Origin of the sequence: Corynebacterium sp. 212_CJEI, from assembly GCF_001055915.1 — a bacterium.
GTDB classification, from domain to species: domain Bacteria; phylum Actinomycetota; class Actinomycetes; order Mycobacteriales; family Mycobacteriaceae; genus Corynebacterium; species Corynebacterium jeikeium_D.
Genome location: NZ_JVPT01000062.1, coordinates 20059 through 42052, shown reverse-complemented (window position 1 = coordinate 42052; position 21994 = coordinate 20059). Strand labels below are relative to the sequence as shown.

Genomic DNA, 21994 nt, shown 5'->3' with positions numbered 1-21994 from the left:
TCCCCAGTGAAAAACGGCGAGAGCGATAACAAGCGGCACCAGATGGCCGATTTGGAAGCCATCGCACGGAGTCTGCAGAACGACCCTGGCACTGCTGTCAATGTCCCAGTGGTCGTGACTTCCGGTGTCATTGTTGCGTTTATCGTGCTGTCTTTTGCCTACGCGTGGCCACTGTGGATTTCCCTCGGACTCATTGTTCTGCTGGGAGTCGTGATGGTCGTGTCCTACACTCGCAGGCCACCCGTAGCTCCGCTCGAGTTGACCCAGGGGGAGCGTGAGCGTGTTCGCCGTGTTCTCTCTGAACACGGCATTCGCCCAGCTGTCTCGTTGGTGCGCGCACTGTACCCCGAGGAATCGCCAGCCGCTGCGGCGCGCACCGTCAAATTGCTATCCGATCGAATGCTTGTGGAGCAGGGGGACGAGGGGCGTCGGGGCTAGCTTTTGGCAGTCGGTTTCCTGCAAAAGCCCGTGGTGTTGTCGAAACGGGTACGTCGTCGACTCTCAACTGCGGGCCTCGCGCTAGACTTATTGGCTATGAGTGAAAGCAAGGGTCCTGAGGCAACTAATCCTGCACCGAGTGCTCGTAAGCAGCGCGTTCTGTCCGGCATTCAGCCGACCGCAGATTCCTACCACCTGGGCAACTACCTGGGTGCATTGAAGAACTGGATTAATCTGCAGGATGACTTCGACGCTTACTACTTCATTCCAGACCTGCACGCCATCACTGTCGAGCAGAATCCGAAGGAGCTGCGTCAGCGCACTATCGCAGGTGCCGCACAGCTGATTGCACTCGGTATTGATCCGGAGAAGTCGGTGCTCTTCGTGCAGTCGCATGTGCCCGAGCACGCGGAGCTCGGATGGGTGTTGACCTGCTTGACTGGCTTTGGTGAAGCCAGCCGTATGACGCAGTTCAAGGACAAGTCCTCTCGTCAGGGCGCGGAACATACCTCCGCTGGTTTGTTCGCGTACCCGATGCTGATGGCTGCCGACATCTTGCTCTACCGCCCACAGCTGGTGCCGGTGGGGGAGGATCAGCGCCAGCACCTCGAACTGACGCGTAACCTGGCGCAGCGTTTCAACTCCCGCTACAAGAAGACCTTCGTGGTGCCGGATCCACACATCATGGAAGGCTCCGCGAAAATTTACGACTTGCAGGATCCGACATCGAAGATGAGCAAGTCGGGTGCAAATCCGAAGGGCATTATTAACCTCTTGGACGACCCAAAGGTCTCCGCCAAGCGCATTCGCTCAGCCGTTACCGACAATGACGGAGAGATCCGCTTCGACCGTGAGAACAAGCCGGGCGTTTCCAACCTGCTGGTCATTCAGTCGGCGTTGACCGACAAGCCTGTCGACGAGCTCGTTGCCGGCTACGAAGGCGCTGGCTACGGCCAGCTGAAGGCCGATACCGCAGATGCGCTGGAGGCATTCACCACGCCACTGCGTGCACGCTATGAGGAGCTCATGGCCGATCGTGGTGAGTTGGAACGGATCCTGGCCGAAGGCGCTGACCGTGCCCGTGAAGTTGCCGCCAAGACACTTGCAGATGTGTACGAGCGAGTCGGGTTCCTGAAGGCCGCCAACCGTTAATTCAGCTGTAGACTCTGCGCTTCAGTCTCCGTACCGAAAGCTGGCACGTTAAGGTAGGGGACATGGCAACCTCTACTCAAAAAGATCCGAAGAGAACGGACCGCTATGGCATCGAGCGTGTACACGCCGATGAACCGAGCGCAATCGACCGCCTCCGCGAAAAGTGGGCGTGGTTCGATCACGTTATGCGGATGCAGGAGCGCTACTCCGAGCAGGGCGGTAACTTTTTTGCCGCCGCTGTCACGTACTTCTCCGTGCTGTCGATTTTCCCCCTAATCATGACGGCATTTGCCATCCTCGCGCTTGTGCTGCGTGGCAATGAGCAGCTGCTTGAGCAAATCCAGTCCGCTATCACCGACTCCATCGATGGGTCGATGGGCGACACCATCAACGCAATTATCGAAGGCGCGATCGATCAGGCAGGTGGCGTCTTCACCGTCGGTTTCATTGCCACCCTGTGGTCGGGTCTTGGTTGGATGGGCAACCTCTCCAACGCAGTGACACAGCTGTGGAAGCGCCCGCTGGGCGCTAGCAACTTCGTGATGGGAAAGGTTCGCGACCTGCTGCGTCTGCTGGGCATGCTGGTTATGATCCTGCTGACCTTCGCTGTCACCGCGGCCGGCTCTTCCGGACTGACACAGTCCCTGCTGGACAAGATTGGTCTGGCCCATGTCCCGGGAATCACAATAATCGCAGGATTGATTGCCATCGCCATTGGTCTCGTCGCCAACTGGCTGCTGTTCTTCTGGATGCTCGCTTTCCTGCCGCGCGGGGGCGCCCCGTTCCGCTCTGCGGCAAAGGGTGCGATTATCGGTGCGATTGGCCTTGAGGTTGTCAAGCAGCTCGGTAGCGTTTTCTTCTCCAACGCCCTGTCGAACCCGGCCGGTGCAGTTTTCGGTCCGGTCATCGGTCTGATGGTCGTTTTCTACCTCATCTGGCGCATCACTATGTACGCCACTGCCTGGACCGCGACGACCGAAGAAGCGCTTGCCGACGAGGAGCTGGATGCACCCGCTCCTGCTGTCATTAACGTCCGTGCGGAAGCGGCCAATCCGTCCGGATTGAACCGCCTGCTCGGTTCGAAATAACTAACCGCGATTGCGTCTGCCGAAGCGGTAGGTGACCATCGCAATCAATGCGATGACACCTACGATGGCAGCGCTGACAGTAATTTTCAGCCCGGTTCCTGTTGACTCGTCGTCCAGGATATCGGGCAATTTTTCTACCAACGTATCCTCAGTCGCTTCCGCTTCGAGGACACCGACAGAGCTGTCCTGCGGGGCCGCGAAGCCGGCGTCGAGAAGCGATGCCGCCTGCTCCCAGGGGCGCGGTGAATCCTCCACAGTGGCGTCGAGAACGATGACGCCGAGACGACGGCCGTCGCGCTCAGCCACCCCAGCGAAGGTGTGACGGGCATCGTCGGTAAAACCGGTTTTGCCTCCAAGCGCGCCGGGATAGTCCTGGGCAATCAGCTGATTGTCGTTGGCGATTTCGAAGTCATCAACCTCGAGAGCCTTGTCTCCGGGGATGGTGGCCAGGCGGGTGGCCGAGAGCTTGCGATAGGTCTCATTGTTGAATGCGTGCTGGAAGAACAGTGACATGTCGTATGCCGACGTCATCTGGCCCGGAGCATCGAGACCAGTCGGGTTGACCACTCGCGTATCCGTCGCCCCCAATTTCTTTGCCAGGGCGTTGACCTTTTCGGTGGTCTTATCCATGCCACCAAGTTCGCGGGCCAACGCGTGGCCGGCATCGTTGCCGGAGTTGAGCAACAGGCCAGTCAGGAGCGTTTCTACCGAGTAGTTCACGTCCTCGACGATGCCGACACGAGAGCCCTCCATGTTCGCGTCCTCGAATGTCGCTTTAACCGAGGTGTCGAGCTTCAAATCCTCGAGCGCCTCCATCGCCAGCAACACCTTAATAATCGATGCCGGACGGTAGCGGCCGTGCGGGTCCTTCGCCGCAAGGACATCGCCGGATTTCAAATCGAACACCGTCCATGCAGAGGCGGAGAGGTCTTTCGGAACGTCAAACCCCTCACCGCTGACAATGCCGCAGGCGGACATTTTGCTACCTCCAGTCGGTTTTTGGGGAACCGGAAGAGGAGGGGGAGATGTTTCGCCGGGAGCCGGAACCTCCGAGGAGTCCACTGGTGCTGGTGGGAGGGTCTTGTAGGGGCAGCCCTCCGTGTCACGGATGTCAGGTGCGGGGCCGACAATCGGAGTGTCGTCGGTAAGCGAGGTGCTCTGCGCCATGGCTGCGGGGGCAGTGCTCGGCAGAAGCAGAGCGCTGGTGGCTAGCAGCGTAACGGCAGACGAGTAGCGGCGAGAGGGAAACATGATGAAATAAGGGTAGTAAAACGTCACTCGGAATGACGTATTTCTCGTGTGTGGATGGGGGAAACGGGGGAAAAAGCCTTTGTGAAAAGCAGAAATACGATTCCGCGGCAGTGAAGTAGAAGCGGAGGGCGCAGTACCGATAGTCTGGCCATTATGACTAATTCTTTGCACAGTGATGCTCAGTCTCTGGACACACAGTCTTCGGCATCGAATCTCGATGAGATGCGCAAGGTCGTCGCCAGCCTACCCAAGGTACTGCTTCACGATCACCTCGATGGCGGCCTGCGCCCGCAGACCGTTATCGACCTGGCCGCGGACTGCGGTTACACCGATCAGCTGCCCACCACCGACGCGGATGAACTGGAGAAGTGGTTCATTGACACCGGCAACTCTGGCTCGTTGCCGAGCTACCTGACTGCCTTCGCGCACACCTGCGCCGTCATGCAGACCCCTGAGTCGCTGACGCGCGTGGCGCGTGAGGCCGTTGAGGATTTGGCTGCCGACAACGTTGTCTACGCTGAACTGCGCCTCGCTCCGGAAAACCATCTGGAAAAGGGCCTGGATATGCAGGCTGTTATCGACGCTCTGGTCGAAGGCCTGGCGCAGGGTGAAGCCCATGCCGCCGCTGAGGGAAAGCACATCACCGCACGTCTGTTGGTCTGTGCGATGCGCCAGAATAACAATTCCAAGGAAGTCGCACAGCTGGTCATCGACAACTACGGGAAGAACTCCGACGGGTACGTTGTCGGTTTTGACATCGCTGGACCGGAAAACGGCTTCCCGCCGGCTAACCACGCCGAAGCATTCACTATGCTGCGGGAGAACCTCATTCCGGTCACCATTCACGCAGGTGAAGACGCCGGTGTGGATTCGTTGCAGGACGCTGTCGTGCAAGGTGCTCGCCGCCTGGGTCACGGTGTGCGCATCTACGAGGACTTCGGTGCTTCCCTCGAGGGCATCGAATGTCAGGAGGTTGCCTCCGCTATTCGTGACCGCCAGATTCCGCTGGAAATCTGTCCGACTTCCAACGTTCAGACGGGTGTCTGTGACAGCGTTGCGGATCACCCGTTCTCGCTTCTCGACGATATGAGTTTCGCCTGCACCGTCAACACGGATAACCGTCTGATTGGTGCGACTTCCATGACCAGGGAGTGCATGGAGCTGGTGGAGAACTTCGGCTACGGCTACAGCGAGCTGTTCGAACTGACCTCGAATGCGCTAAACAATGCATTCGTGGATCTGCCGACCCGCGAACACATCATGGACACCATTATTTACCCCGCTTACCTGCAGCTTATCGACAACAGCGACGAGGACATCGAAACTGATGTCAACGGTCCGGGTTTCGGTGCCGAAGATGAGCTGAACCTGACGCTGGACTAGCCAGCGCCGGCCAGCTTTGCTGGGTGGGAGCTAAATCTTGGTCGTAAACCGAGCGGCCAAGTCCTTCTCCAACTGCCTCCAGCCCTTGGCCTCATCGTCGTAAGGCGGAACTGGCTCGGACAGCTCTCCGGTGTCCAGCAGGAAGTTCAGCAGCCACTGCAGCTGCTGATTGCCCGCCAGTACCTCGTTCACGGCATCATCACCAGCCCAGTCAGCGGCGTCTGCGAGTAGCTCGTACGCGCGGGCGAGCTGGGCGGTGTCCACGGCGTTCGGGCCCTTTTCAATATCCTCGGCCAGACCGGTAAACGAGTACTCATTGTCCTCGTGCACCACGGCCTCTAGCTCACCTGCGTTGGCTGCAGTGATGATTTCATCCCACGTCGTCAGCGCCGACATGTCGTGATGCTTGTTCTCCAGCAGCCAACGCACCATCGTGCGTGGCTGCGAGAACGTGTGAATCTCACCGGCGCTGCCCAGGAATAGCGGGCGACGCCCCATGTAACAACGCAAGGTGTAGAGCGTGCGGCCAGCGATGGAGATCTTGATCGGGTCGATGCCAGCGTTGGCCCACACCGTCTGGTCGTACGGATCGCCGGCGGTCTCCTCTGCGGACTTCTTTTCCTCTTCGCGCTTCTTCTCCGCTGCTTCACGACGCTCACGCTCCGCGGCCTCCGCTTCCTTTAATGCGGCTGCAGCAGCGGTTTCAGACTCTTCATCGATGCTCGGAGTATTTGCGCCGATGGCGTCGATAGCGTCAATGCAATTGTCCCAGTTGGTCAAGATGACATTGCCGATAGCCGACCACTGAGCGGCGCCACTGCCCTGGAAGTGATCAGCACCATTTTGTGTGGCAGCCAGGACAGAGTGAGAGGCGAACATCTGGTTGATCGGAGTGAGATCCGCGATTGCACCAATCGCGCGAGTGATGGCAAGAATGCGATCTGCGCGCGAAACATGGTCGTAGTCGGCCCGGCCGGCCAGAATCTCTGGCAGCCCAATCAGGTCATAGCGGTGGCGTGGCGCCGCGATGGCAGCTCCCGGTAGCTGCTGGTTGAAGTTGCGCCAGCTGGGGTGCTGCGTGAAGTCGTGAGGAGCATCCGACTGTAGGAAAGCCAGGAGCTTTGCCGCCGATGAGAACAAATAGATGTCATCACCGCGGCCGAGCAGAGCCTGCCACTCGGAGCCACCCTCACGCCAGCTTGGAGCCCACAACGTGTAAAAGGTGCCCGAGGTCAGCTCGAGTTCGATAGGAACGATGCCTTTCCTGGCCATAGTTTTCGTCGCAGCCCTTCTGCTTGTCGGTGATTATTAAAACTCAAAAATTGTCATACCTGCAGCGCCCCCACGGGTGGCAAGTTTGCGTATTCCTATCTTAGAAGTTTTACGACGCAGATACCCACCGCACTATCCGGTCGGACGGTAGAACCCCTTAAACGGCATGCCGATGTTGGTCGTACGCACGGGGTTTACCTGCACCGGATCGCCCGCTTCGACCATCTTTCCGTCACCGATGACCATGGCGACATGGCCGTCCCACACTGCAAGATCGCCAGGTAGCAGTTCATCCTGGCTCACCTGTCTGCCGACGGCCTGTGCTTCTGCCGTGCGGGGAATATCAACACCAGCTTGCCCGTAGGCCCAGTGCGTTAAGCCTGAACAATCGAGCGCCTGCCCCGGAGTATTTCCGCCCCAACCATAGGGCGTTCCGACGGCACTCAGTGCAGCCTTCACCGCAGCTTGGGCCTCTGGTGTGGGCGCGCCAGCTCCAGCATCCGCAGGTACCGGCGCGCTGCCCGAATCGGACGACGCCTCCGAACCATCTGCAGCGTCGGTAGCGCTAGCCGATCCTGGGGTGTTCGTAGACGTAGAAGCGAGGGCGGCTTGAGTGGTACCTGGGGCCTCCAACTGTGCCGAGTGAGGTGGGGTAGGGGTGTCCACCGCGGTACTCGCTTGCTGTATCAGCGACTGCACCAGAGGTCGCAGTTCTTGCTCTAGTTTCATGAGCCGCGCAATGGCCTGGGAGATCGCGGAACTGGCCGCTGAGGCTAGGCTGGCGCCGGTCGCGGCGAGACCAGCGGGCCCCGCAGCCGTCGCAGTCAACGAGCCCATGGCGGAAGTGACAAAATCCATGGCGATCCGGGCCAAATCAGTGGCCGCTGACATTACTGAGGCCAGCCCCTTGGCAATGTCACTGTCAATGGTTCCGGCGCGAGTTTCCAAGTCGGCTGCCGCATTTGCAGCCCGTTTGAGACTTGTTCCCGCGGCCCCTGCTCCGGAACCAGCACCATCGCCCCAGTTGCGGTCAACGGAATCTGCCACTGAGCGCCAGGCGGTACTCGCGGCGGGTATTGCGGCCCCGGCAAGTCCTGCCAGTGCGGGTGCGATGGCAGGACTTAGCTGTTGTGCAATCGCGGTGGGGACCTCCGTAAGTAGATTGGTGGGAAGCATCACGCACCGCCCATTCCGCGAGTTGCAACGGCTCCCATTTTCGGTGAGATGGACTGCAGCGCATATGCGCCGGCATCTTCAGCAGTGGACACCGCAGAGACAAGAGCGTTCAGTGCACGAGCAGCGCTGGTGCCGTACTCATTCAGCTCAGCTACATGCTCATGCTGGCGCTGTAGAGCAGTGGCTGCAGCGTGACAGAAGGGCCCAGCAAACGGGACGTCGCCAAGCGAGAGCAGTGCGCTGATGCCCAAGTCAGCGCCGCTGACCTGCTGCGACAACGCGTCAAGGCGCGTGGCATCGGCAGAAATAAGCTCTGGCGCCAGCGTAAAGACTGAGTCATTCCCGCTAGTGGTCGGAGAGAGAAACGATTGGCTGTGGGAACTGTGTGGTGATGGACGGGACAATGTTGACGGCCTCTCTAGGAAATTCGCGTGTGGTTCAACACTCAGTGCTGTGGCTGAACGGCTAGCGGGGTTCGGACGGCGGCTGAGCGGCAAGTGGTTTGGTAGTAAGCGGGCTTACGCAAATGGGGCGCAGTAAAAAGCCCTCGTATTGTTAGGCGCGAAAAAGGCCGATTCGGTTCCATCTTTTTTGGGAACGCGTTTTCAGAAACTTGCGATGCCGGCACCAGAGCGGCAAAAGCAAAGCAATGTATTTTGGAAGGCATGGAGATTACCGTTGTCAACCATCCCTTGGCACAGTCACGTTTGACCATTCTGCGCGACGCGCGCACTGATAACGCGGGCTTCCGTGCGGCACTCGCCGATCTGGGCGCAATGCTGATTTACGAGGCAAGCCGGGAGCTGCCCGTCGATAACTTCGATGTTCAGACCCCAATCACTACCGCGCCGGGTTACCGTCTGCAGGATCCGCCGATTATTGTTCCCGTCATTCGTGCGGGGCTTGGCATGATCGATCCGTCGCTGTCGATGATTCCGGATGCGCAGGTGGGCTTTATTGGCTTGGCTCGTAATGAGGAAACTCATGAGCCGGTGCCGTACCTCGAGGCGCTGCCGGAGGATCTGTCCGGTCGCACTGTCTTCCTGGTCGACCCGATGCTGGCAACCGGCGGTTCACTGCTGCATGCCCTGAAGCTGTTGGCGGATCGCGGAGCGGACAACATCACGGCCGTGTGCATCATTTCTGCACAGCAGGGTGTCGACGCCTTGAAGGAATCCGGTTTCCCGGTGCGTCTTGTCACCACTGTGGTGGACCCGGATCTTAACGAGGATGCCTACATTGTGCCGGGGTTGGGAGATGCGGGCGACCGTCTCTACGGTCCCCGCAACATTGATCTTTAAATTAATCTCTTAGGCAGTTCCCCAGGCTTCTGCGGCGTACTTCTTGACGACCTCGTTGTCCTTGGTCACAAGAACTCCGTCGGGGGACATCTGGTACTTGTACGAGCCGTTTTGTGCAACAACGCGGTCGCCCTCATCGACGATGATGTCCATCGATCCGGAACCCTGTGGTGTATCCGAGCGGTAGTACTTCTCGCCGGAGCGCGTCTCACAAGCAGCAGCCTTAATTCCCTGTTCAGCGGCGATAACAGCAAAGGCGCGGTCACCGTTGTCGCAGCGTGCGGAGCTGCCCACGAAGCCCAGGCCGTCTAGGTCGGAGCGGCCAGTGCCGAAGTCCTGCCCCTCCGGAGCTGATGTCGGCTCTGAGCTCGTCGTCGTGGATGGCGAAGACGTGGTGCTCGGCGTCGACGACGAGGACGATGTCGAAGTGCTCGGCGTGCTTGACGACGTCTCGGAGGACTTCGACGTAGTTGTGGTCGTGGTGGTCGTCTTGCTCGTAGAAGTCGAACTCGTCGAGGACGGCGGTGTCGAACTGGGCGACGTCGGCTGCGAGGAGGAGGGGACCTCCGGACGCTGGGGCTCATCACTATTGTTCAGCGACAGGCCGATGGCGATGCCGATGACGACCACGAGTGCGGTGGCCACGATGATGATGGGGATGCTGAGAGACTTAGGTGTGCCATTGCCGGACATGCCTATTATCATCGCAGACTTCCTCAAAATGTGAAACATCTGATAATTGAAGAGGTCAAAGTTAAAGAAGTGACTCCTGGTCATGCGTACGTCTGGCGCCGACATTCAAGCGCTTGCCGGCCACTGCTGTCGCTGGCGCAGTCGTCGGTAGGCCTCTTGTTACGGCCTGCCGGTGGAGCGCTTACACTGGAGAGTTGTGATTGAGGAGTTTATTAAGCACTGGTGGGCCGAGCACGCGAACGAGATTCTCGAGTGGCGGCGGCATCTTCATGCGCACCCAGAGCTATCTCACATGGAGCACGCCACCACGGCTTTTGTGGAGGAGAAGCTGCGTGCTGCAGGGCTGAAACCAGTGCTGTTTCCCAACACCGGCCTGATGGTCGACATTGGTGAAGACGAACTCGCCGGTAGCGAAGCCGGAGGTGAACTCCCGGGACGTCTCGCTTTCCGCGGTGATATCGACGCGCTTCCAATTACAGAGAGCACGGGGCTGGAGTTTGCCAGCACCAATGACGGCGTCATGCATGCCTGCGGGCATGATTTCCACACCGCGATCACGCTCGCGACGGCACTGGCTATGGCTGAGTACCACGAAAAGCACACGTTGCCGACGCCGCTGCGTTTCATTTTCCAACCCGCCGAGGAGGTCATGGTTGGCGGTGCACCCGAGGTTATCGCTGCCGGTGCGCTCAATGGCGTTGAGCGTATTTTTGCCGTCCATTGTGAGCCGAAGCTGCGCGTAGGTCACGTCGGCGTTCGAACAGGTGCCATCACCTCTGCGGCCGACACGCTGGAGATTCAGGTGCATGGCCCGGGCGGGCATACCTCCCGTCCGCAGATGACAGCCGATGTTGTCTATGCACTGGGCAAATTGATTGTCGATTTGCCCGGATTACTGTCGCGACGCGTCGACCCGCGCACCGGCACCGTGCTCACGTTCGGTTCCGTGCACTCCGGGTATGCGCACAACGCGATTCCGTCGGAAGGCAGCGTCAGCGGCACCCTGCGCACCGCGGACATCAAGACCTGGCGCGACATCGATCCACTGGTCCGCGAACTCATTGAACAAGTCCTCGCTCCGACCGGCGCCGAGTGCACCATCAATTACGAGCGTGGCGTGCCGCCTGTGCTTAACGACGAATACTGCACCGCCCTGATTGCGGAAGCAGTGCGACGAGTGGACGAGAATGCTGTCATTCAGGCCCCACAGTCGTCCGGTGGCGAGGACTTCGGTTGGTATCTCGAGCACGTCCCGGGCGCGATGGCCCGCTTGGGCTGCTGGTCCGGCCGCGGCGACAAGCACGATTTGCACCGAGATGACCTAATCGTGGACGAGCGTTGCCTGGGCGTTGGTGTGAAACTCTTCGCTGGCATTGTTGCTCGCTATGAGGACGGCGCGCAGTCAACCATGACTGTCCGTTAGACTATGGGGGCAAAGCGGGGAAAATGCCTCCCGCGGTAGTTACATTGTGATATCCACGGCAACTTTGGAGGATTTGTGGCACAGAGGATCGTAATCATTGGCGGCGGCCCAGCCGGCTACGAAGCAGCGCTGGTTGGCGCCAAGTACGGTGCTGAAGTCACTGTGGTTGAGGATGCCGGGATGGGCGGTTCTTCCGTCCTGTGGGATTGCGTTCCCTCTAAGGCCTTCATCGCGGCGACGGGCGTTCGTACCGATATGCGTCGTGCGGACGAGATGGGTCTGCGTCCGGACTTTTCCCAGCGCAAAATCGACTTCACTGCGGTCAACGAGCGCGTTAAGCGCCTGGCTCAGCAGCAGTCCGACGATGTTCGCGCGCAGATGGAGCGTGAGGGCATCAAGATGCTGCAGGGCCGCGGTCGCCTCGATGACCACGACCCGGGCCGTGTAACTCACTACGTCACCGTCGACTTGCTCGAGGGCGGCGAGGTCACTCTTGAAGCCGACCTGGTGCTGGTCAGCACCGGTGCGTCCCCGCGCATTCTGCCGGGTGCGATTCCTGATGGTGACCGTATTCTGACCTGGCGTCAGGTCTACGAACTGGAGGAGCTGCCGGAGCACCTCATTGTGGTCGGTTCCGGTGTGACTGGTGCTGAGTTCGTATCCTCGTTCACCGAGCTGGGTGTGAAGGTCACCATGGTCGCCTCGCGTGATCGCATCCTGCCGCACGAGGATGCCGACGCTGCAGATGCCCTGGAGGAAGTCCTACTGGAGCGCGGTGTGGACGTTGTTAAGAACGCCCGCTGTGATCTTGTCGAACGCACGGAGGACGGCGGCGTTCGCGTCGTCACTTCCGACGGCCGTGAGGTCTTCGGTTCCCACGCGTTGATGACCGTCGGTTCGATTCCTAACACCGCGGATATGGGACTGGAAGCCAGCGGCGTAAAACTGACTCCGTCTGGCCATATTCACGTTGACCGTGTTTCCCGTACCAACGTGCCGGGTATCTACGCTGCCGGTGACTGCACTGACTTGTTCCCGCTGGCTTCGGTTGCAGCTATGCAGGGCCGTATTGCGATGTACCACGCCCTCGGTGAAGGCGTATCTCCGATTCGCCTGCGCACTGTTTCATCGGCAGTGTTCACCCGCCCGGAGATTGCGACTGTCGGTGTTTCCCAGGCTCAGATTGAGTCCGGTGAGGTCTCCGCTCGCGTTGAGGTTTTCCCACTGGCAGGTAACCCGCGTGCGAAGATGCGCTCGCTGCGCCACGGTTTTGTCAAGCTGTTCTGCCGTAAGAACTCCGGCATGATTATCGGTGGTGTGGTGGTCGCTCCGACCGCCTCGGAGCTGATTCTGCCAATTGCGGTATGTGTTTCCAACCAGCTCACCGTCGATGACCTGGCAAGCTCCTTCTCTGTCTACCCGTCACTGTCTGGCTCGATTACTGAGGCTGCTCGTCAGCTGATGGCACACGACGATCTGGACTAATGCTGGTATCGCGACTGGCAACATGACCGGTCGTATTCATACATAAAAAGCCGAACCCCGGAAGTGGGGCTCGGCTTTTTAATTACTTAGCTTTTTAATTACTTGCTGGAGAGTTCAGCGTACTTAGCGGTGACTTCCTCAACCGACGGATTCGTGGCGTGCACGCCATCGGAGTACAGCACGGTCGGAACAACGCGGTTGCCATCATTGACGGACTCAACCCACTTCGAAATGTCGTCGTGCTTTTCGACATCCCAGGCCTCAAACGGAGTGCCGTTTTCCTTCAGGCCAGCAATAAGGTTCTGGCAGAAAGGACACCAGGCTGCAGCGTAAATGGTCACGTGTTCGGTGGTCTGTGGAGTCTTCACATCAGTCATACTTAGGTCAACGCGCGGACCAAGGCCGATATTCCATTGAGCAATACTTTCGCCGGGCAGTAGTCCCGCCTCAGAGCTTTGCTGGACAGGCTTCCAAGCTAATCCTCTAGCCGCCGCCACGTGCAGAAGCGGTAGCGTAGGCCGGTCGTTGACGTCTGCCACGGACCATCCTCGACGCGAACCCAGTCGTAGAGGTCGGGAGCCATGACCGGTACCGGGACGCTGACATCAGTATCAATGTCGGTGACCACGCATTCGTCGGCAAGCGAAAGTGCGTCACGATAGACGCGCCCGCCTCCGATTACCCACGCTGCAGGTTCGTCGGCGACGGCTGCGAGCGCGGCTTCGAGGCTGGTTGCGGACTCGGCGCCGGGGAAATCGGACACGGAGCGTGAAAGGACGATATTTCGACGACCGGGGAGTGGTCGGAACTTGGGATTCAGCGAGTCCCACGTGCGACGCCCCATGATGACCGGTGCGCCCATCGTCGTTGTTTTGAAATGCTGAAGATCTTCAGGCAGATGCCAGGGCATAGTCGCACCGTCGCCGATAATGCCGGCTCGAGACTGCGCCCAGATCATCCCTACAAACGGGGGTCTTGCGCTGGTGGAAGCGGTGGACTCGTTCATGTCGACACTCACCTTTCGCTGACTTAGACAGCCACCTGACCGCGAATCAGAGGATGCGGGTCGTAGCCGATGACCTCAATGTCCTCGTAAGCGTAGTCGAAAATGCTGTCGGCCTTCCGAAGCTTCAGCGTGGGGTAGGGGCGCGGCTCACGGGAGACCTGCAGTTCGCACTGTTCAATGTGGTTGTCGTAGATGTGGCAATCACCACCGGTCCAGATGAACTCACCAACATCCAAGCCCGCCTGCTGCGCCATCATGTGCGTCAACAGTGCATAGGAAGCAATGTTAAACGGCACGCCCAGGAACATGTCCGCGCTGCGCTGGTAGAGCTGGCAGCTGAGCTTGCCATCCGCGACGTAGAACTGGAACAGCAGATGGCACGGCGGCAGCGCCATATTGGAAATCTCGGAGACATTCCAGGCGCTGACGATGTTGCGGCGGCTATCCGGGTTGGACTTCAAAGTCTCCAGCGCCTGTGCAATCTGGTCGATGTGGTGCCCATCTGGAGTGGGCCAGGAGCGCCACTGTACGCCATAGACTGGGCCGAGGTCGCCGTTGTCGTCTGCCCACTCATCCCAAATAGTCACCCCATGATCCTGGAGCCACCGGACGTTTGAATCGCCGCGGAGGAACCACAGCAGCTCGTACACGATGGACTTCAGGTGCACCTTCTTAGTGGTGATCAGTGGGAAGCCCTCGCTCAGATCAAAGCGCAGCTGGCGGCCGAACACTGAGCGAGTGCCCGTGCCAGTGCGGTCTGATTTAGCTGCTCCGTCAGCGAGAATTTCGCGCAGCAAATCCTCGTACGGAGTCTTAATGCCCTGATGAGCCTGTGTCGTGATGTCAGTGGAGTCGGTCATAGCCGCCCTAGCTTACCTACTTCTGCTCTTGATCCTTGAATTCCTTTACCAGTGCCAGAATCTCCTCCGACAGGTCCGGTCGGCAGAACAGCATATCCGGCAGGAAAGTATCGACATTATTGTAGGTCGGCGCGGAGCCGTCTAGGCGGCTGACAAAAAGTCCTGCGGATTTAGCGACACCAACCGGCGCTGCCGAGTCCCACTCGTACTGACCACCGTCGTGGATGTAGGCGTCGTAGTCACCGAGCAGCACGTGCATTGCCTTCGCACCAGCGGAGCCCATCTCCACCAGCTCCATGCCTAGCTTGTCAGCGACGTACTTCGCCACAGCCGGTGGGCGAGTACGCGATACGACAATCTTGCCCGCACGCGGCCCCTGCACAGCCTTGGCCTCACCCGTGTGGAAAACCTGGCCGTGATCCGGCAGACCAACAGCAGCGTGGGTCGGCTGACCGTCCTCTACTAGAGCGACATGAACTGCCCAGTCCTGGCGCCCCGAAGCGAACTCACGCGTGCCATCGAGTGGGTCAATAATCCACACCCGCTTTGAGTCCAGGCGCTCACGGTTATCCGCGGCTTCCTCCGACAGCAGTCCGTCGTCCGGACGGTGCTGCTCTAGTACGCGGGCAATCCACTCCTGTGCCAGTGCGTCGCCGGCATCTCCCAGAATGCGGCCACGCAGCAGGCCTACGTTGCGGACACCCTTGAGAATTTCACTGGCGCCCACGGCAAGTCGATAGGCAAGAACATCATCTTCAATGTAGGCAGACATGACTTAGATACTATTCGCTTTTTCCCGACCCCGCTTTACGACGGGATGCCGCGCCCCATCCTCACCGCAACCGAGTGGCCATACAAATAACAAAAGTCCGCCCGCAGCGAGAATCAGTTCAAGCCGAAGGCGGACTCTTAGCTATCTAGGCCAATTGGCCAGAAGACGTTAGCGCTTGTCGCGGTACCACGTCAGCAGCGCATCGGTAGAAGCGTCGCCAGAATTAGGCGCCACTTCACCAGTAACTGCAGGCAACAGGTCACCAGCCTGCTGCTTGCCCAGCTCGACGCCCCACTGGTCGAAGGAGTTCAGGCCCCAGACAATGCCCTCGACAAAAGTAATGTGCTCGTAAAGTGCAATCAGCGCACCGACAGCGTCCGGGGTCAGTTCCTCAGCCATGATGGTCGTAGTCGGACGGTTACCCGGCATGACTTTGTGCTCCACGAGCTCCTCAGCAATGCCCTCTGCGCGAATTTCTTCTGCGGTCTTACCGAAGGCCAGCACCTTGGTCTGTGCGAAGAAGTTACTCATCAGCAGGTCGTGCATGGAACCTTCGCCAGATGCCGTCGGCAGATCCTGGCGTGGGCGGGCAAAGCCGATGAAGTCAGCCGGAACCAGGCGAGTTCCCTGGTGAAGAAGCTGGAAGAAAGCGTGCTGGCCGTTCGTTCCCGGCTCACCCCAGAAGATTTCTCCGGTGTTGTAGTCCACCCTCTTGCCGTCGGTACGCACGGACTTACCGTTCGATTCCATGGTGAGCTGCTGAAGGTACGCCGGGAAGCGAGAGAGATCCTCGGAGTAGGGCAGTACGGCATGCGACTGGGCGTCGAGGAAGTTTGAGTACCAGACATTCAGCATGCCCATCAGTACCGGCACGTTCTGCTCCAGCGGAGCGTTGAGGAAGTGCTCATCCATTGCTCGGAAGCCCTGCAGGAAGCGCATGAAGTCCATCGGGCCGACGACGGCCATGATGGACAGGCCGATGGCGGAGTCGACGGAGTAGCGGCCGCCGACCCAGTCCCAGAAGCCAAACATGTTCTCAGTGTCGATGCCGAATTCAGCGACCTTTTCGGCATTCGTGGAAACGGCAACGAAGTGCTTGGCGACGGCTTCTTCGCTACCCAGTTGCTGGATAAGCCAGCGGCGAGCTGCGTGAGCGTTGGAGAGCGTCTCCTGCGTGGTGAAGGTCTTGGAAGCGACAATAAACAGCGTGGACTCCGGATCGACCTCATCCAGAACCGCCTGCAGGTCAGATGGGTCAACATTAGAGACAAAGCGGGCATCAATGCCGGCAGTGGCGTAGGTGCGCAGCGCCTTGGTCACCATTGCCGGGCCCAAGTCGGAGCCACCGATGCCGATGTTCACCACAGTCTTAATAGTGTGACCCGTGTATCCCAGCCAGTCTCCACTGCGGAGGCTGCGAGCGAAATCGCGCATGCGGCCGAGCACCTCATGCACGTCGGCAGCGACATCCTGGTCGCCGACGGTCAAATTTTCCTCTGCTGGCAGGCGCAGCGCTGTGTGCAGCACGGAGCGGTTTTCAGTGGTGTTGATCTTGTCACCGCGGAACATCTTTTCGCGTGCTTCCTCGATACCAGCGGCGCGAGCAAGTTCAACCAGCTCGGCAAAACCGTCGAGGCACATCAAGTTCTTGGAAAGGTCAACGTGGAGAGTGCCTGCATCGAAAGTCAGCTTCTCAGTGCGGCCATCTTCATTGGCGAAAAGCTCACGCAGCGAGGTGGCGCGAACATTGTCCACGCGCTTAGCCAGCTGAGCCCACTGTTCGGTTGCGGTGATATCTACAGTCATTCCTGCTCCCAGGTGAGTTTTGACGAAATGCACTTTATACCTCCCCAGACTAGTTGCGTTTTGGCGCTCTCGCCGGGCGACAGTATTCGATCAGGCGTGACCACAATCTGCTGGCAGCTCGATTCCGCGGTGCCTTTGCTCCGCCTATGCGCCGACCATCCGTCGACTATCCGCCACCTACGAGTCCCTAGCCCGCTTCAGCAAAGGCACCTACCCTGGAAAATATGACTGATTTCACCCCTGATTACGACAACATCCTTAAAGATGTCCCCACAGGCCTTCTCCTCGGCGGCGAGTTCCGTCCCGCATCGAATGGTGAGACCTTCGATGTCGTTAACCCCGCGACAGATAAGCCGCTGGTCCAGGTCGCTTCCGCCACAGAGGAGGACGCCAGGCAGGCGCTTGACGACGCCGTCGCAGCCCAGAAGGAGTGGAAGGTAACCCCGCCCCGCAAGCGCAGCGAGATTCTTTACCGCGCTTTTGAACTCATCCGTCGGGATGCAGACAAGTTGGCCCAGCTGCAGTCCCTGGAGATGGGCCGTGCGTTGCCGGATTCCAAGGCTGAGGTCGGCTACGGTGGCGAGTTTTTTCGTTGGTTCGCTGAGGAGGCCGTGCGTATCTCCGGCGATTACCGAATTTCTCCGAGCGGGACCTCGCGCGTCGCGGTGATTAAGCAGCCGGTCGGCCCGGCTTTGGCTATTACGCCGTGGAATTTCCCGCTGGCTATGGGGACTCGCAAGATCGCCCCGGCACTGGCCGCCGGTTGCCCGGTCATTATTAAGCCCGCGTCCAAAACTCCGCTGACCATGCTCTACCTGGGCAAACTACTTATCGAGGCCGGTGTTCCCGCAGGCGTGATTTCCGTCCTGCCAACAGGGCACTCAGCCAACGTTTCTGCCCTGCTTTCCGATGACCGCCTGCGCAAGTTCACCTTCACCGGTTCCACCGAAGTTGGCCAGATGCTCGCTGCGAAGGCCGCGGAAACTTCGATGAAAGTTTCCCTTGAGCTCGGCGGGAATGCTCCGTTTGTCATTCTCTCTGATGGTGATGTTGATAAGGCTGTGCAGGCAGTCAGTGACGCCAAGCTCCGCAATGGCGGCCAGGTGTGTATCGCCCCGAATCGCTTTATTGTTCATGAATCCAAGAAGAATGCGTTCGTCGAGGGCGTCGTCAAGCGTTTTGCGGAACTGAAGTTGGGCGAGGGTACCGATCCTGCCACGGATCTTGGCCCACTCGCACTGCGCGATCAGCAGGAAAAGGTTCGTGATCTGGTTGACGATGCGGTCACGCGTGGTGCGAAGGTTGAGTGTGGCGGCAAGATTCCGGATCTCGGAGGCGTGCTTTCCGACGGCTACTTCTTCGAACCCACAGTTCTGACCGATGTGCCCGAGGACGCGGATATTGTCCGCGAAGAGATTTTCGGTCCGGTGGTTGCAGTGACAACCTTCACGGACGATGGCCGTGCGATTGAGCAGGCAAATGACACTATCTTTGGTCTGGCGGCGTATGTGTTCAGTGAGAACCTGACCAAGGCGCTCGGTGCGGCAGAGGCATTGGAGTCCGGCATGGTTGCGGTCAATAAGGGCTCGCTGTCGGACCCGTCGGCGCCGTTCGGTGGTGTCAAGCAGTCCGGCCTTGGACGTGAGGGTGGTTTCACCGGTATCAATGAGTTCCTAGAGGAAAAGCTGATTTCCCTGGAAGGCTAGCCGGGCAGGTAGCTGGCGAGGGTTAGCCCAGGCGACCGCGTCCCATGCGCAGCAGAGCCGACGCGATTGCCGGGCCCTCTGGGCCAAGTGCGTCGCGGAACTCGTTGATGATCTGCACCTCTCGGCCGTGCACGAGACGCGTGCCGCCAGATCCCAGGCGGGTTTTGCCGACGGCCTTACTGATTGCGGTGCGACGTTGAATGGCATCGATAATCAGCCCGTCAAGGCGGTTGATTTCCTTGCGGTACTGTTCGATCTCCGCGGAGCTCAACGGGTCATCGGTACCGGTGGGGGTGCGGACTTCAAAAGGGGATACTGCCGCCGCCTGCTGGCTGTGCTCGGCGCCGTCGGTGTTGTCGGTGTGTGCGGCGGGAGTGTCCGCAGGGTTTTCGCTCATAGTTCTTATTGTGCCAAAGGATTCGAACAGTCCAATCCGGGGGCTCGGCTACTGTAGTAGCCATCATGGGAAATGAAACTGGAATGCTGTTCGGGTCCTTCAATGCTGACGATGGCCGCAGTGGCGATAGCCATGCTGGTTCGAACCACGGTGAGTCGGGCGGTGCTACGCCTGGCCGCGGTGGTTTCGGCCACTTCGCCGGCGCTGGTAGCAATAGCACGCCGAGTGGCGCTGCCAGCTTTGGCGGCGGTTTTGGCGGCGGCTTCGAGCCCAGTTTTGATTCAGAGTCGCTGCTAGAGGGGCTTAATCCGCAGCAGCGCCAAGCAGTGGAGCACATTGGTTCACCACTGTTGATTGTGGCTGGAGCTGGTTCGGGAAAGACGTCTGTGCTGACGCGCAGGATTGCATACCTAATCGGTGCGCGTGGGGTGCTGCCAAGCCAAATTTTGGCTATTACCTTTACCAATAAGGCCGCTGCCGAGATGCGCGAGCGTGTGGCCGGTCTGGTCGGTGACCAGGCGCAGCGTATGTGGGTGTCCACGTTCCACTCCATGTGTGTGCGCATCCTGCGCATGCAGCATGCGCTAGTACCGGGGCTTAATTCCAATTTCTCTATTTATGATTCGGACGACTCCCGGCGTTTGCTGTCCATGATCGCTAAGGACATGGACCTGGATGCCAAGAAGTTCACCGGCCGCGTGCTCTCGTCGCGTATCTCCAATCTCAAGAATGAGTTGATTGACCCGGAGAAGGCCATCGCGGATGCCTCGACGACGCGCAATCCTTTTGATGACGTCGTTGCACGGGTTTACCTGGAGTACCAGACCAGGCTGCGGGCAGCTAATGCCGTGGATTTTGACGATCTAATCGGTGAGGTCGTTCGGATCTTCACCAATCATCCGCAGGTTGCAGAGTATTACCGTCGTCGCTTCCGGCATGTGTTGGTGGACGAGTACCAGGACACCAACCATGCGCAGTATGTTTTGGTCTCGACGCTCGTCGGCAAGCCCGGTGGAGATGTGCCTCCGAGCGAGCTGTGTGTGGTGGGCGATTCGGACCAGTCCATTTATGCCTTCCGTGGTGCGACTATTCGCAATATTGAGGAGTTTGAGAAGGACTATCCGGAGGCCACGTCGATTCTGCTGGAGCAAAACTATCGCTCGACGCAGACGATTCTGTCGGCGGCCAATGCGTTGATTGCGCGCAATGAGAATCGCCGGGAGAAGAAGCTGTGGACCGATCTCGGTGAGGGCGGCAAGATCAAGGGCTACGTAGCGGACAATGAGCACGATGAGGCTCGGTTTATCGCTAACGAGATTGAGCAATTGGTCGATTACGGGCCGTACTCGTACTCGGATGTGGCGATTTTCTACCGCACCAATAATTCCTCCCGTGCTCTAGAGGATGTCTTCATTCGTATGGGCGTGCCGTACACGGTGGTTGGTGGCACCAGGTTCTATGAGCGTAAGGAAGTACGCGATATTGTCGCCTACCTGCGCGTTATTGAGAACTTCGACGATGATGTTTCGCTGCGTCGCATTATCAATACGCCGCGGCGTGGAATCGGTGACCGTGCGGTGGCGCATGTGTCGCTCTATGCCGAAGACGAGCGGTGCTCGTTTGGCACGGCGCTACGTGCCGTAGCTGAGGGCAAGGTTCCGGCGGTGGCGGCGCGGAGTCGAAACGCGATGGCGGCGTTCGTCGAGATGATTGATGCTCTGGCGGCGGATATGGCATCCGGTGAACTGGCCGATATCGGTGACTTGGTCAACGCGATTATTGACCGCAGTGGATACAAGTCGGAGCTCGAGCGCTCCAATGATCCGCAAGATGCCACGCGCCTGGACAACCTCAATGAGCTCGTCAGCGTTGCGCGGGAGTTCTCCGCAGAGGCGCGGATGATGTCGTCGGTGGATATTAGCGCTGATGTAAATGAAGGCTCTGGCGCTGCAGCTGATGCTGAAAGCGGTGCTGATGCCAGTGGCGAGTCCGCGGTGGAATCGGAGATCGCGAATGACCTCGCGCGTGATTTCACGGCCGACTTCGACAACGATGGGGAAGCGGAGCCGGGAAGTCTGCAGGCGTTCCTCGAGCGAGTTTCTCTGGTGGCGGATGCGGACCAGATTCCGGATGATGACACCGGTGTAGTGACGTTGATGACGCTACATACGGCCAAGGGCCTGGAGTTTCCGGTGGTATTTCTCATCGGCTGGGAAGACGGACTGTTCCCGCACCTGCGCGCCCTGGGCGATCCGAAGGAGCTGGCCGAAGAGCGGCGTCTGGCCTATGTCGGTATTACCCGTGCTCGCAAGCAGCTGTATCTCACGCGCGCTGTGACTCGGTCCTCGTGGGGTTCGCCGCAGAATAATCCGCCCTCACGTTTCCTGGGGGAAGTCCCAAGCGACCTGATTGATTGGCTGCGCGAGGCTCCGGCTCGAAGCTGGGGCTCCGGTTCTGGTGGTTTTGGTTCTGGCGGCTACGGCGCGGGCAGCGCGTTTGGTCGTGGCCATGGTGCCTCGTCGGGCTTCGGTTCCAGCTCGGGCTTCGGCTCTGGTGGATCCGCCAGCTCTGGTGCGTCATCCCGAAAGAAGAATCAGGTCTTGCACCTAGAGCCCGGTGACAAGGTTGTTCACGACAAGTACGGCTTAGGCACTGTGCTTGAGGTCCAAGGGGCCGCGCCCCGGGCAACTGCGATGATTGACTTTGGATCCGCAGGTAAGGTCCGAATGATGCTTATCGGCGGCGTGCCCATGGAGAAGCTGTAAAAATCCACCACCGCGTGGCT

Annotated in this window: 20 protein-coding genes; 9 read left to right on the top strand and 11 right to left on the bottom strand. The window is 59.2% G+C overall.

Annotation, left to right across the window (positions count from 1 at the left end; translation table 11 throughout):
• Positions 1-6 precede the first annotated feature (6 nt).
• From ADB02_RS07375 to ADB02_RS07365, 3 genes are all read left to right on the top strand, one after another.
• Positions 7-438, top strand: a complete 432-nt coding sequence (locus tag ADB02_RS07375) for a hypothetical protein (protein ID WP_049190315.1) — start codon at positions 7-9, stop codon at positions 436-438.
• A gap of 96 nt (positions 439-534) precedes the next feature.
• Positions 535-1590: a tryptophan--tRNA ligase gene (trpS, locus tag ADB02_RS07370; RefSeq protein WP_049171954.1), complete on the top strand. Its 1056-nt coding sequence runs from the start codon at positions 535-537 to the stop codon at positions 1588-1590.
• A gap of 62 nt (positions 1591-1652) precedes the next feature.
• Positions 1653-2678, top strand: a complete 1026-nt coding sequence (locus tag ADB02_RS07365; RefSeq protein WP_049190314.1) for a YhjD/YihY/BrkB family envelope integrity protein — start codon at positions 1653-1655, stop codon at positions 2676-2678.
• On the opposite strand, the gene ADB02_RS07360 is transcribed toward ADB02_RS07365, so the two are convergent.
• On the bottom strand, positions 2679-3929 hold the full coding sequence (locus tag ADB02_RS07360) for a D-alanyl-D-alanine carboxypeptidase family protein (protein WP_065421726.1): 1251 nt from the start codon (positions 3927-3929) through the stop codon (positions 2679-2681).
• A gap of 153 nt (positions 3930-4082) precedes the next feature.
• Between ADB02_RS07360 and ADB02_RS07355 the strand changes: the two genes are divergently transcribed.
• Positions 4083-5312, top strand: coding sequence for an adenosine deaminase (locus ADB02_RS07355; protein WP_049190312.1), 1230 nt, complete (start codon positions 4083-4085; stop codon positions 5310-5312).
• Between the two features lie 30 nt (positions 5313-5342).
• Here the strand turns inward: ADB02_RS07355 and ADB02_RS07350 are convergent, their stop codons facing one another.
• From ADB02_RS07350 to ADB02_RS07340, 3 genes are all read right to left on the bottom strand, one after another.
• Positions 5343-6584 (bottom strand): hypothetical protein, encoded by a 1242-nt coding sequence (locus tag ADB02_RS07350; RefSeq protein ID WP_049190310.1) that lies wholly within the window; start codon positions 6582-6584, stop codon positions 5343-5345.
• Positions 6585-6716: 132 nt separating this feature from the next.
• Positions 6717-7760 (bottom strand): C40 family peptidase, encoded by a 1044-nt coding sequence (locus ADB02_RS07345; protein WP_049171958.1) that lies wholly within the window; start codon positions 7758-7760, stop codon positions 6717-6719.
• A complete protein-coding gene (locus ADB02_RS07340; RefSeq protein WP_070429820.1) occupies positions 7760-8164 on the bottom strand; it encodes a hypothetical protein in 405 nt (134 codons plus the stop codon). The genes ADB02_RS07345 and ADB02_RS07340 overlap by 1 nt, the downstream gene beginning before the upstream one ends.
• Before the next feature lie 261 nt (positions 8165-8425).
• Here ADB02_RS07340 and upp point away from each other — a divergent pair, with 261 nt between their 5' ends.
• Positions 8426-9061: a uracil phosphoribosyltransferase gene (gene upp, locus ADB02_RS07335; RefSeq protein ID WP_049171962.1), complete on the top strand. Its 636-nt coding sequence runs from the start codon at positions 8426-8428 to the stop codon at positions 9059-9061.
• Positions 9062-9070: 9 nt separating this feature from the next.
• Here upp and ADB02_RS11510 read toward each other — a convergent pair whose 3' ends face one another.
• Complete coding sequence (locus tag ADB02_RS11510) at positions 9071-9754, bottom strand: hypothetical protein (RefSeq protein WP_141744775.1); 684 nt, start codon at positions 9752-9754, stop codon at positions 9071-9073.
• A gap of 196 nt (positions 9755-9950) precedes the next feature.
• Between ADB02_RS11510 and ADB02_RS07320 the strand changes: the two genes are divergently transcribed.
• Both ADB02_RS07320 and ADB02_RS07315 read left to right on the top strand, forming a co-directional pair.
• Complete coding sequence (locus tag ADB02_RS07320; protein ID WP_016422154.1) at positions 9951-11177, top strand: M20 family metallopeptidase; 1227 nt, start codon at positions 9951-9953, stop codon at positions 11175-11177.
• 75 nt (positions 11178-11252) lie between these two features.
• Entirely contained in the window at positions 11253-12662 is a 1410-nt protein-coding gene (locus ADB02_RS07315; protein WP_016422155.1) for an NAD(P)H-quinone dehydrogenase, read from the top strand.
• A gap of 98 nt (positions 12663-12760) precedes the next feature.
• On the opposite strand, the gene ADB02_RS07310 is transcribed toward ADB02_RS07315, so the two are convergent.
• The 5 genes from ADB02_RS07310 to pgi form a co-directional block, all read right to left on the bottom strand.
• Positions 12761-13039: a mycoredoxin gene (locus tag ADB02_RS07310; RefSeq protein WP_049190305.1), complete on the bottom strand. Its 279-nt coding sequence runs from the start codon at positions 13037-13039 to the stop codon at positions 12761-12763.
• Between the two features lie 98 nt (positions 13040-13137).
• Positions 13138-13668: a dihydrofolate reductase gene (locus ADB02_RS07305; protein WP_049190304.1), complete on the bottom strand. Its 531-nt coding sequence runs from the start codon at positions 13666-13668 to the stop codon at positions 13138-13140.
• Positions 13669-13691: 23 nt separating this feature from the next.
• Entirely contained in the window at positions 13692-14528 is an 837-nt protein-coding gene (locus tag ADB02_RS07300) for a thymidylate synthase (RefSeq protein WP_049190301.1), read from the bottom strand.
• Between the two features lie 16 nt (positions 14529-14544).
• Positions 14545-15300 carry a 3'(2'),5'-bisphosphate nucleotidase CysQ gene (locus ADB02_RS07295; RefSeq protein WP_049190299.1) on the bottom strand — a complete coding sequence of 252 codons (756 nt, stop codon included), beginning with the start codon at positions 15298-15300 and terminating at the stop codon, positions 14545-14547.
• Positions 15301-15468: 168 nt separating this feature from the next.
• Positions 15469-17106, bottom strand: coding sequence for a glucose-6-phosphate isomerase (gene pgi, locus ADB02_RS07290; protein WP_049190297.1), 1638 nt, complete (start codon positions 17104-17106; stop codon positions 15469-15471).
• Positions 17107-17330: 224 nt separating this feature from the next.
• Between pgi and ADB02_RS07285 the strand changes: the two genes are divergently transcribed.
• On the top strand, positions 17331-18812 hold the full coding sequence (locus ADB02_RS07285) for an NAD-dependent succinate-semialdehyde dehydrogenase (RefSeq protein WP_049190296.1): 1482 nt from the start codon (positions 17331-17333) through the stop codon (positions 18810-18812).
• A gap of 22 nt (positions 18813-18834) precedes the next feature.
• Here ADB02_RS07285 and ADB02_RS07280 read toward each other — a convergent pair whose 3' ends face one another.
• A complete protein-coding gene (locus ADB02_RS07280) occupies positions 18835-19209 on the bottom strand; it encodes a chorismate mutase (protein ID WP_005509925.1) in 375 nt (124 codons plus the stop codon).
• Positions 19210-19274: 65 nt separating this feature from the next.
• On the opposite strand from ADB02_RS07280, the gene ADB02_RS07275 reads away from it, so the two are divergent.
• Positions 19275-21974 (top strand): UvrD-helicase domain-containing protein, encoded by a 2700-nt coding sequence (locus tag ADB02_RS07275; RefSeq protein ID WP_049190293.1) that lies wholly within the window; start codon positions 19275-19277, stop codon positions 21972-21974.
• Positions 21975-21994 lie beyond the last annotated feature (20 nt).

Coding starts and splice junctions, on each gene's coding strand:
- trpS (WP_049171954.1), top strand. CDS start 535: ATGAGTGAAAGCAAGGGTCCTGAGGCAACTAATCCTGCACCGAGTGCT.
- ADB02_RS07365 (WP_049190314.1), top strand. CDS start 1,653: ATGGCAACCTCTACTCAAAAAGATCCGAAGAGAACGGACCGCTATGGC.
- ADB02_RS07360 (WP_065421726.1), bottom strand. CDS start 3,929: ATGTTTCCCTCTCGCCGCTACTCGTCTGCCGTTACGCTGCTAGCCACC.
- ADB02_RS07355 (WP_049190312.1), top strand. CDS start 4,083: ATGACTAATTCTTTGCACAGTGATGCTCAGTCTCTGGACACACAGTCT.
- ADB02_RS07350 (WP_049190310.1), bottom strand. CDS start 6,584: ATGGCCAGGAAAGGCATCGTTCCTATCGAACTCGAGCTGACCTCGGGC.
- ADB02_RS07345 (WP_049171958.1), bottom strand. CDS start 7,760: ATGCTTCCCACCAATCTACTTACGGAGGTCCCCACCGCGATTGCACAA.
- upp (WP_049171962.1), top strand. CDS start 8,426: ATGGAGATTACCGTTGTCAACCATCCCTTGGCACAGTCACGTTTGACC.
- ADB02_RS11510 (WP_141744775.1), bottom strand. CDS start 9,754: ATGTCCGGCAATGGCACACCTAAGTCTCTCAGCATCCCCATCATCATC.
- ADB02_RS07310 (WP_049190305.1), bottom strand. CDS start 13,039: ATGACTGATGTGAAGACTCCACAGACCACCGAACACGTGACCATTTAC.
- ADB02_RS07305 (WP_049190304.1), bottom strand. CDS start 13,668: ATGAACGAGTCCACCGCTTCCACCAGCGCAAGACCCCCGTTTGTAGGG.
- ADB02_RS07300 (WP_049190301.1), bottom strand. CDS start 14,528: ATGACCGACTCCACTGACATCACGACACAGGCTCATCAGGGCATTAAG.
- ADB02_RS07295 (WP_049190299.1), bottom strand. CDS start 15,300: ATGTCTGCCTACATTGAAGATGATGTTCTTGCCTATCGACTTGCCGTG.
- pgi (WP_049190297.1), bottom strand. CDS start 17,106: ATGACTGTAGATATCACCGCAACCGAACAGTGGGCTCAGCTGGCTAAG.
- ADB02_RS07285 (WP_049190296.1), top strand. CDS start 17,331: ATGACTGATTTCACCCCTGATTACGACAACATCCTTAAAGATGTCCCC.
- ADB02_RS07280 (WP_005509925.1), bottom strand. CDS start 19,209: ATGAGCGAAAACCCTGCGGACACTCCCGCCGCACACACCGACAACACC.
- ADB02_RS07275 (WP_049190293.1), top strand. CDS start 19,275: ATGGGAAATGAAACTGGAATGCTGTTCGGGTCCTTCAATGCTGACGAT.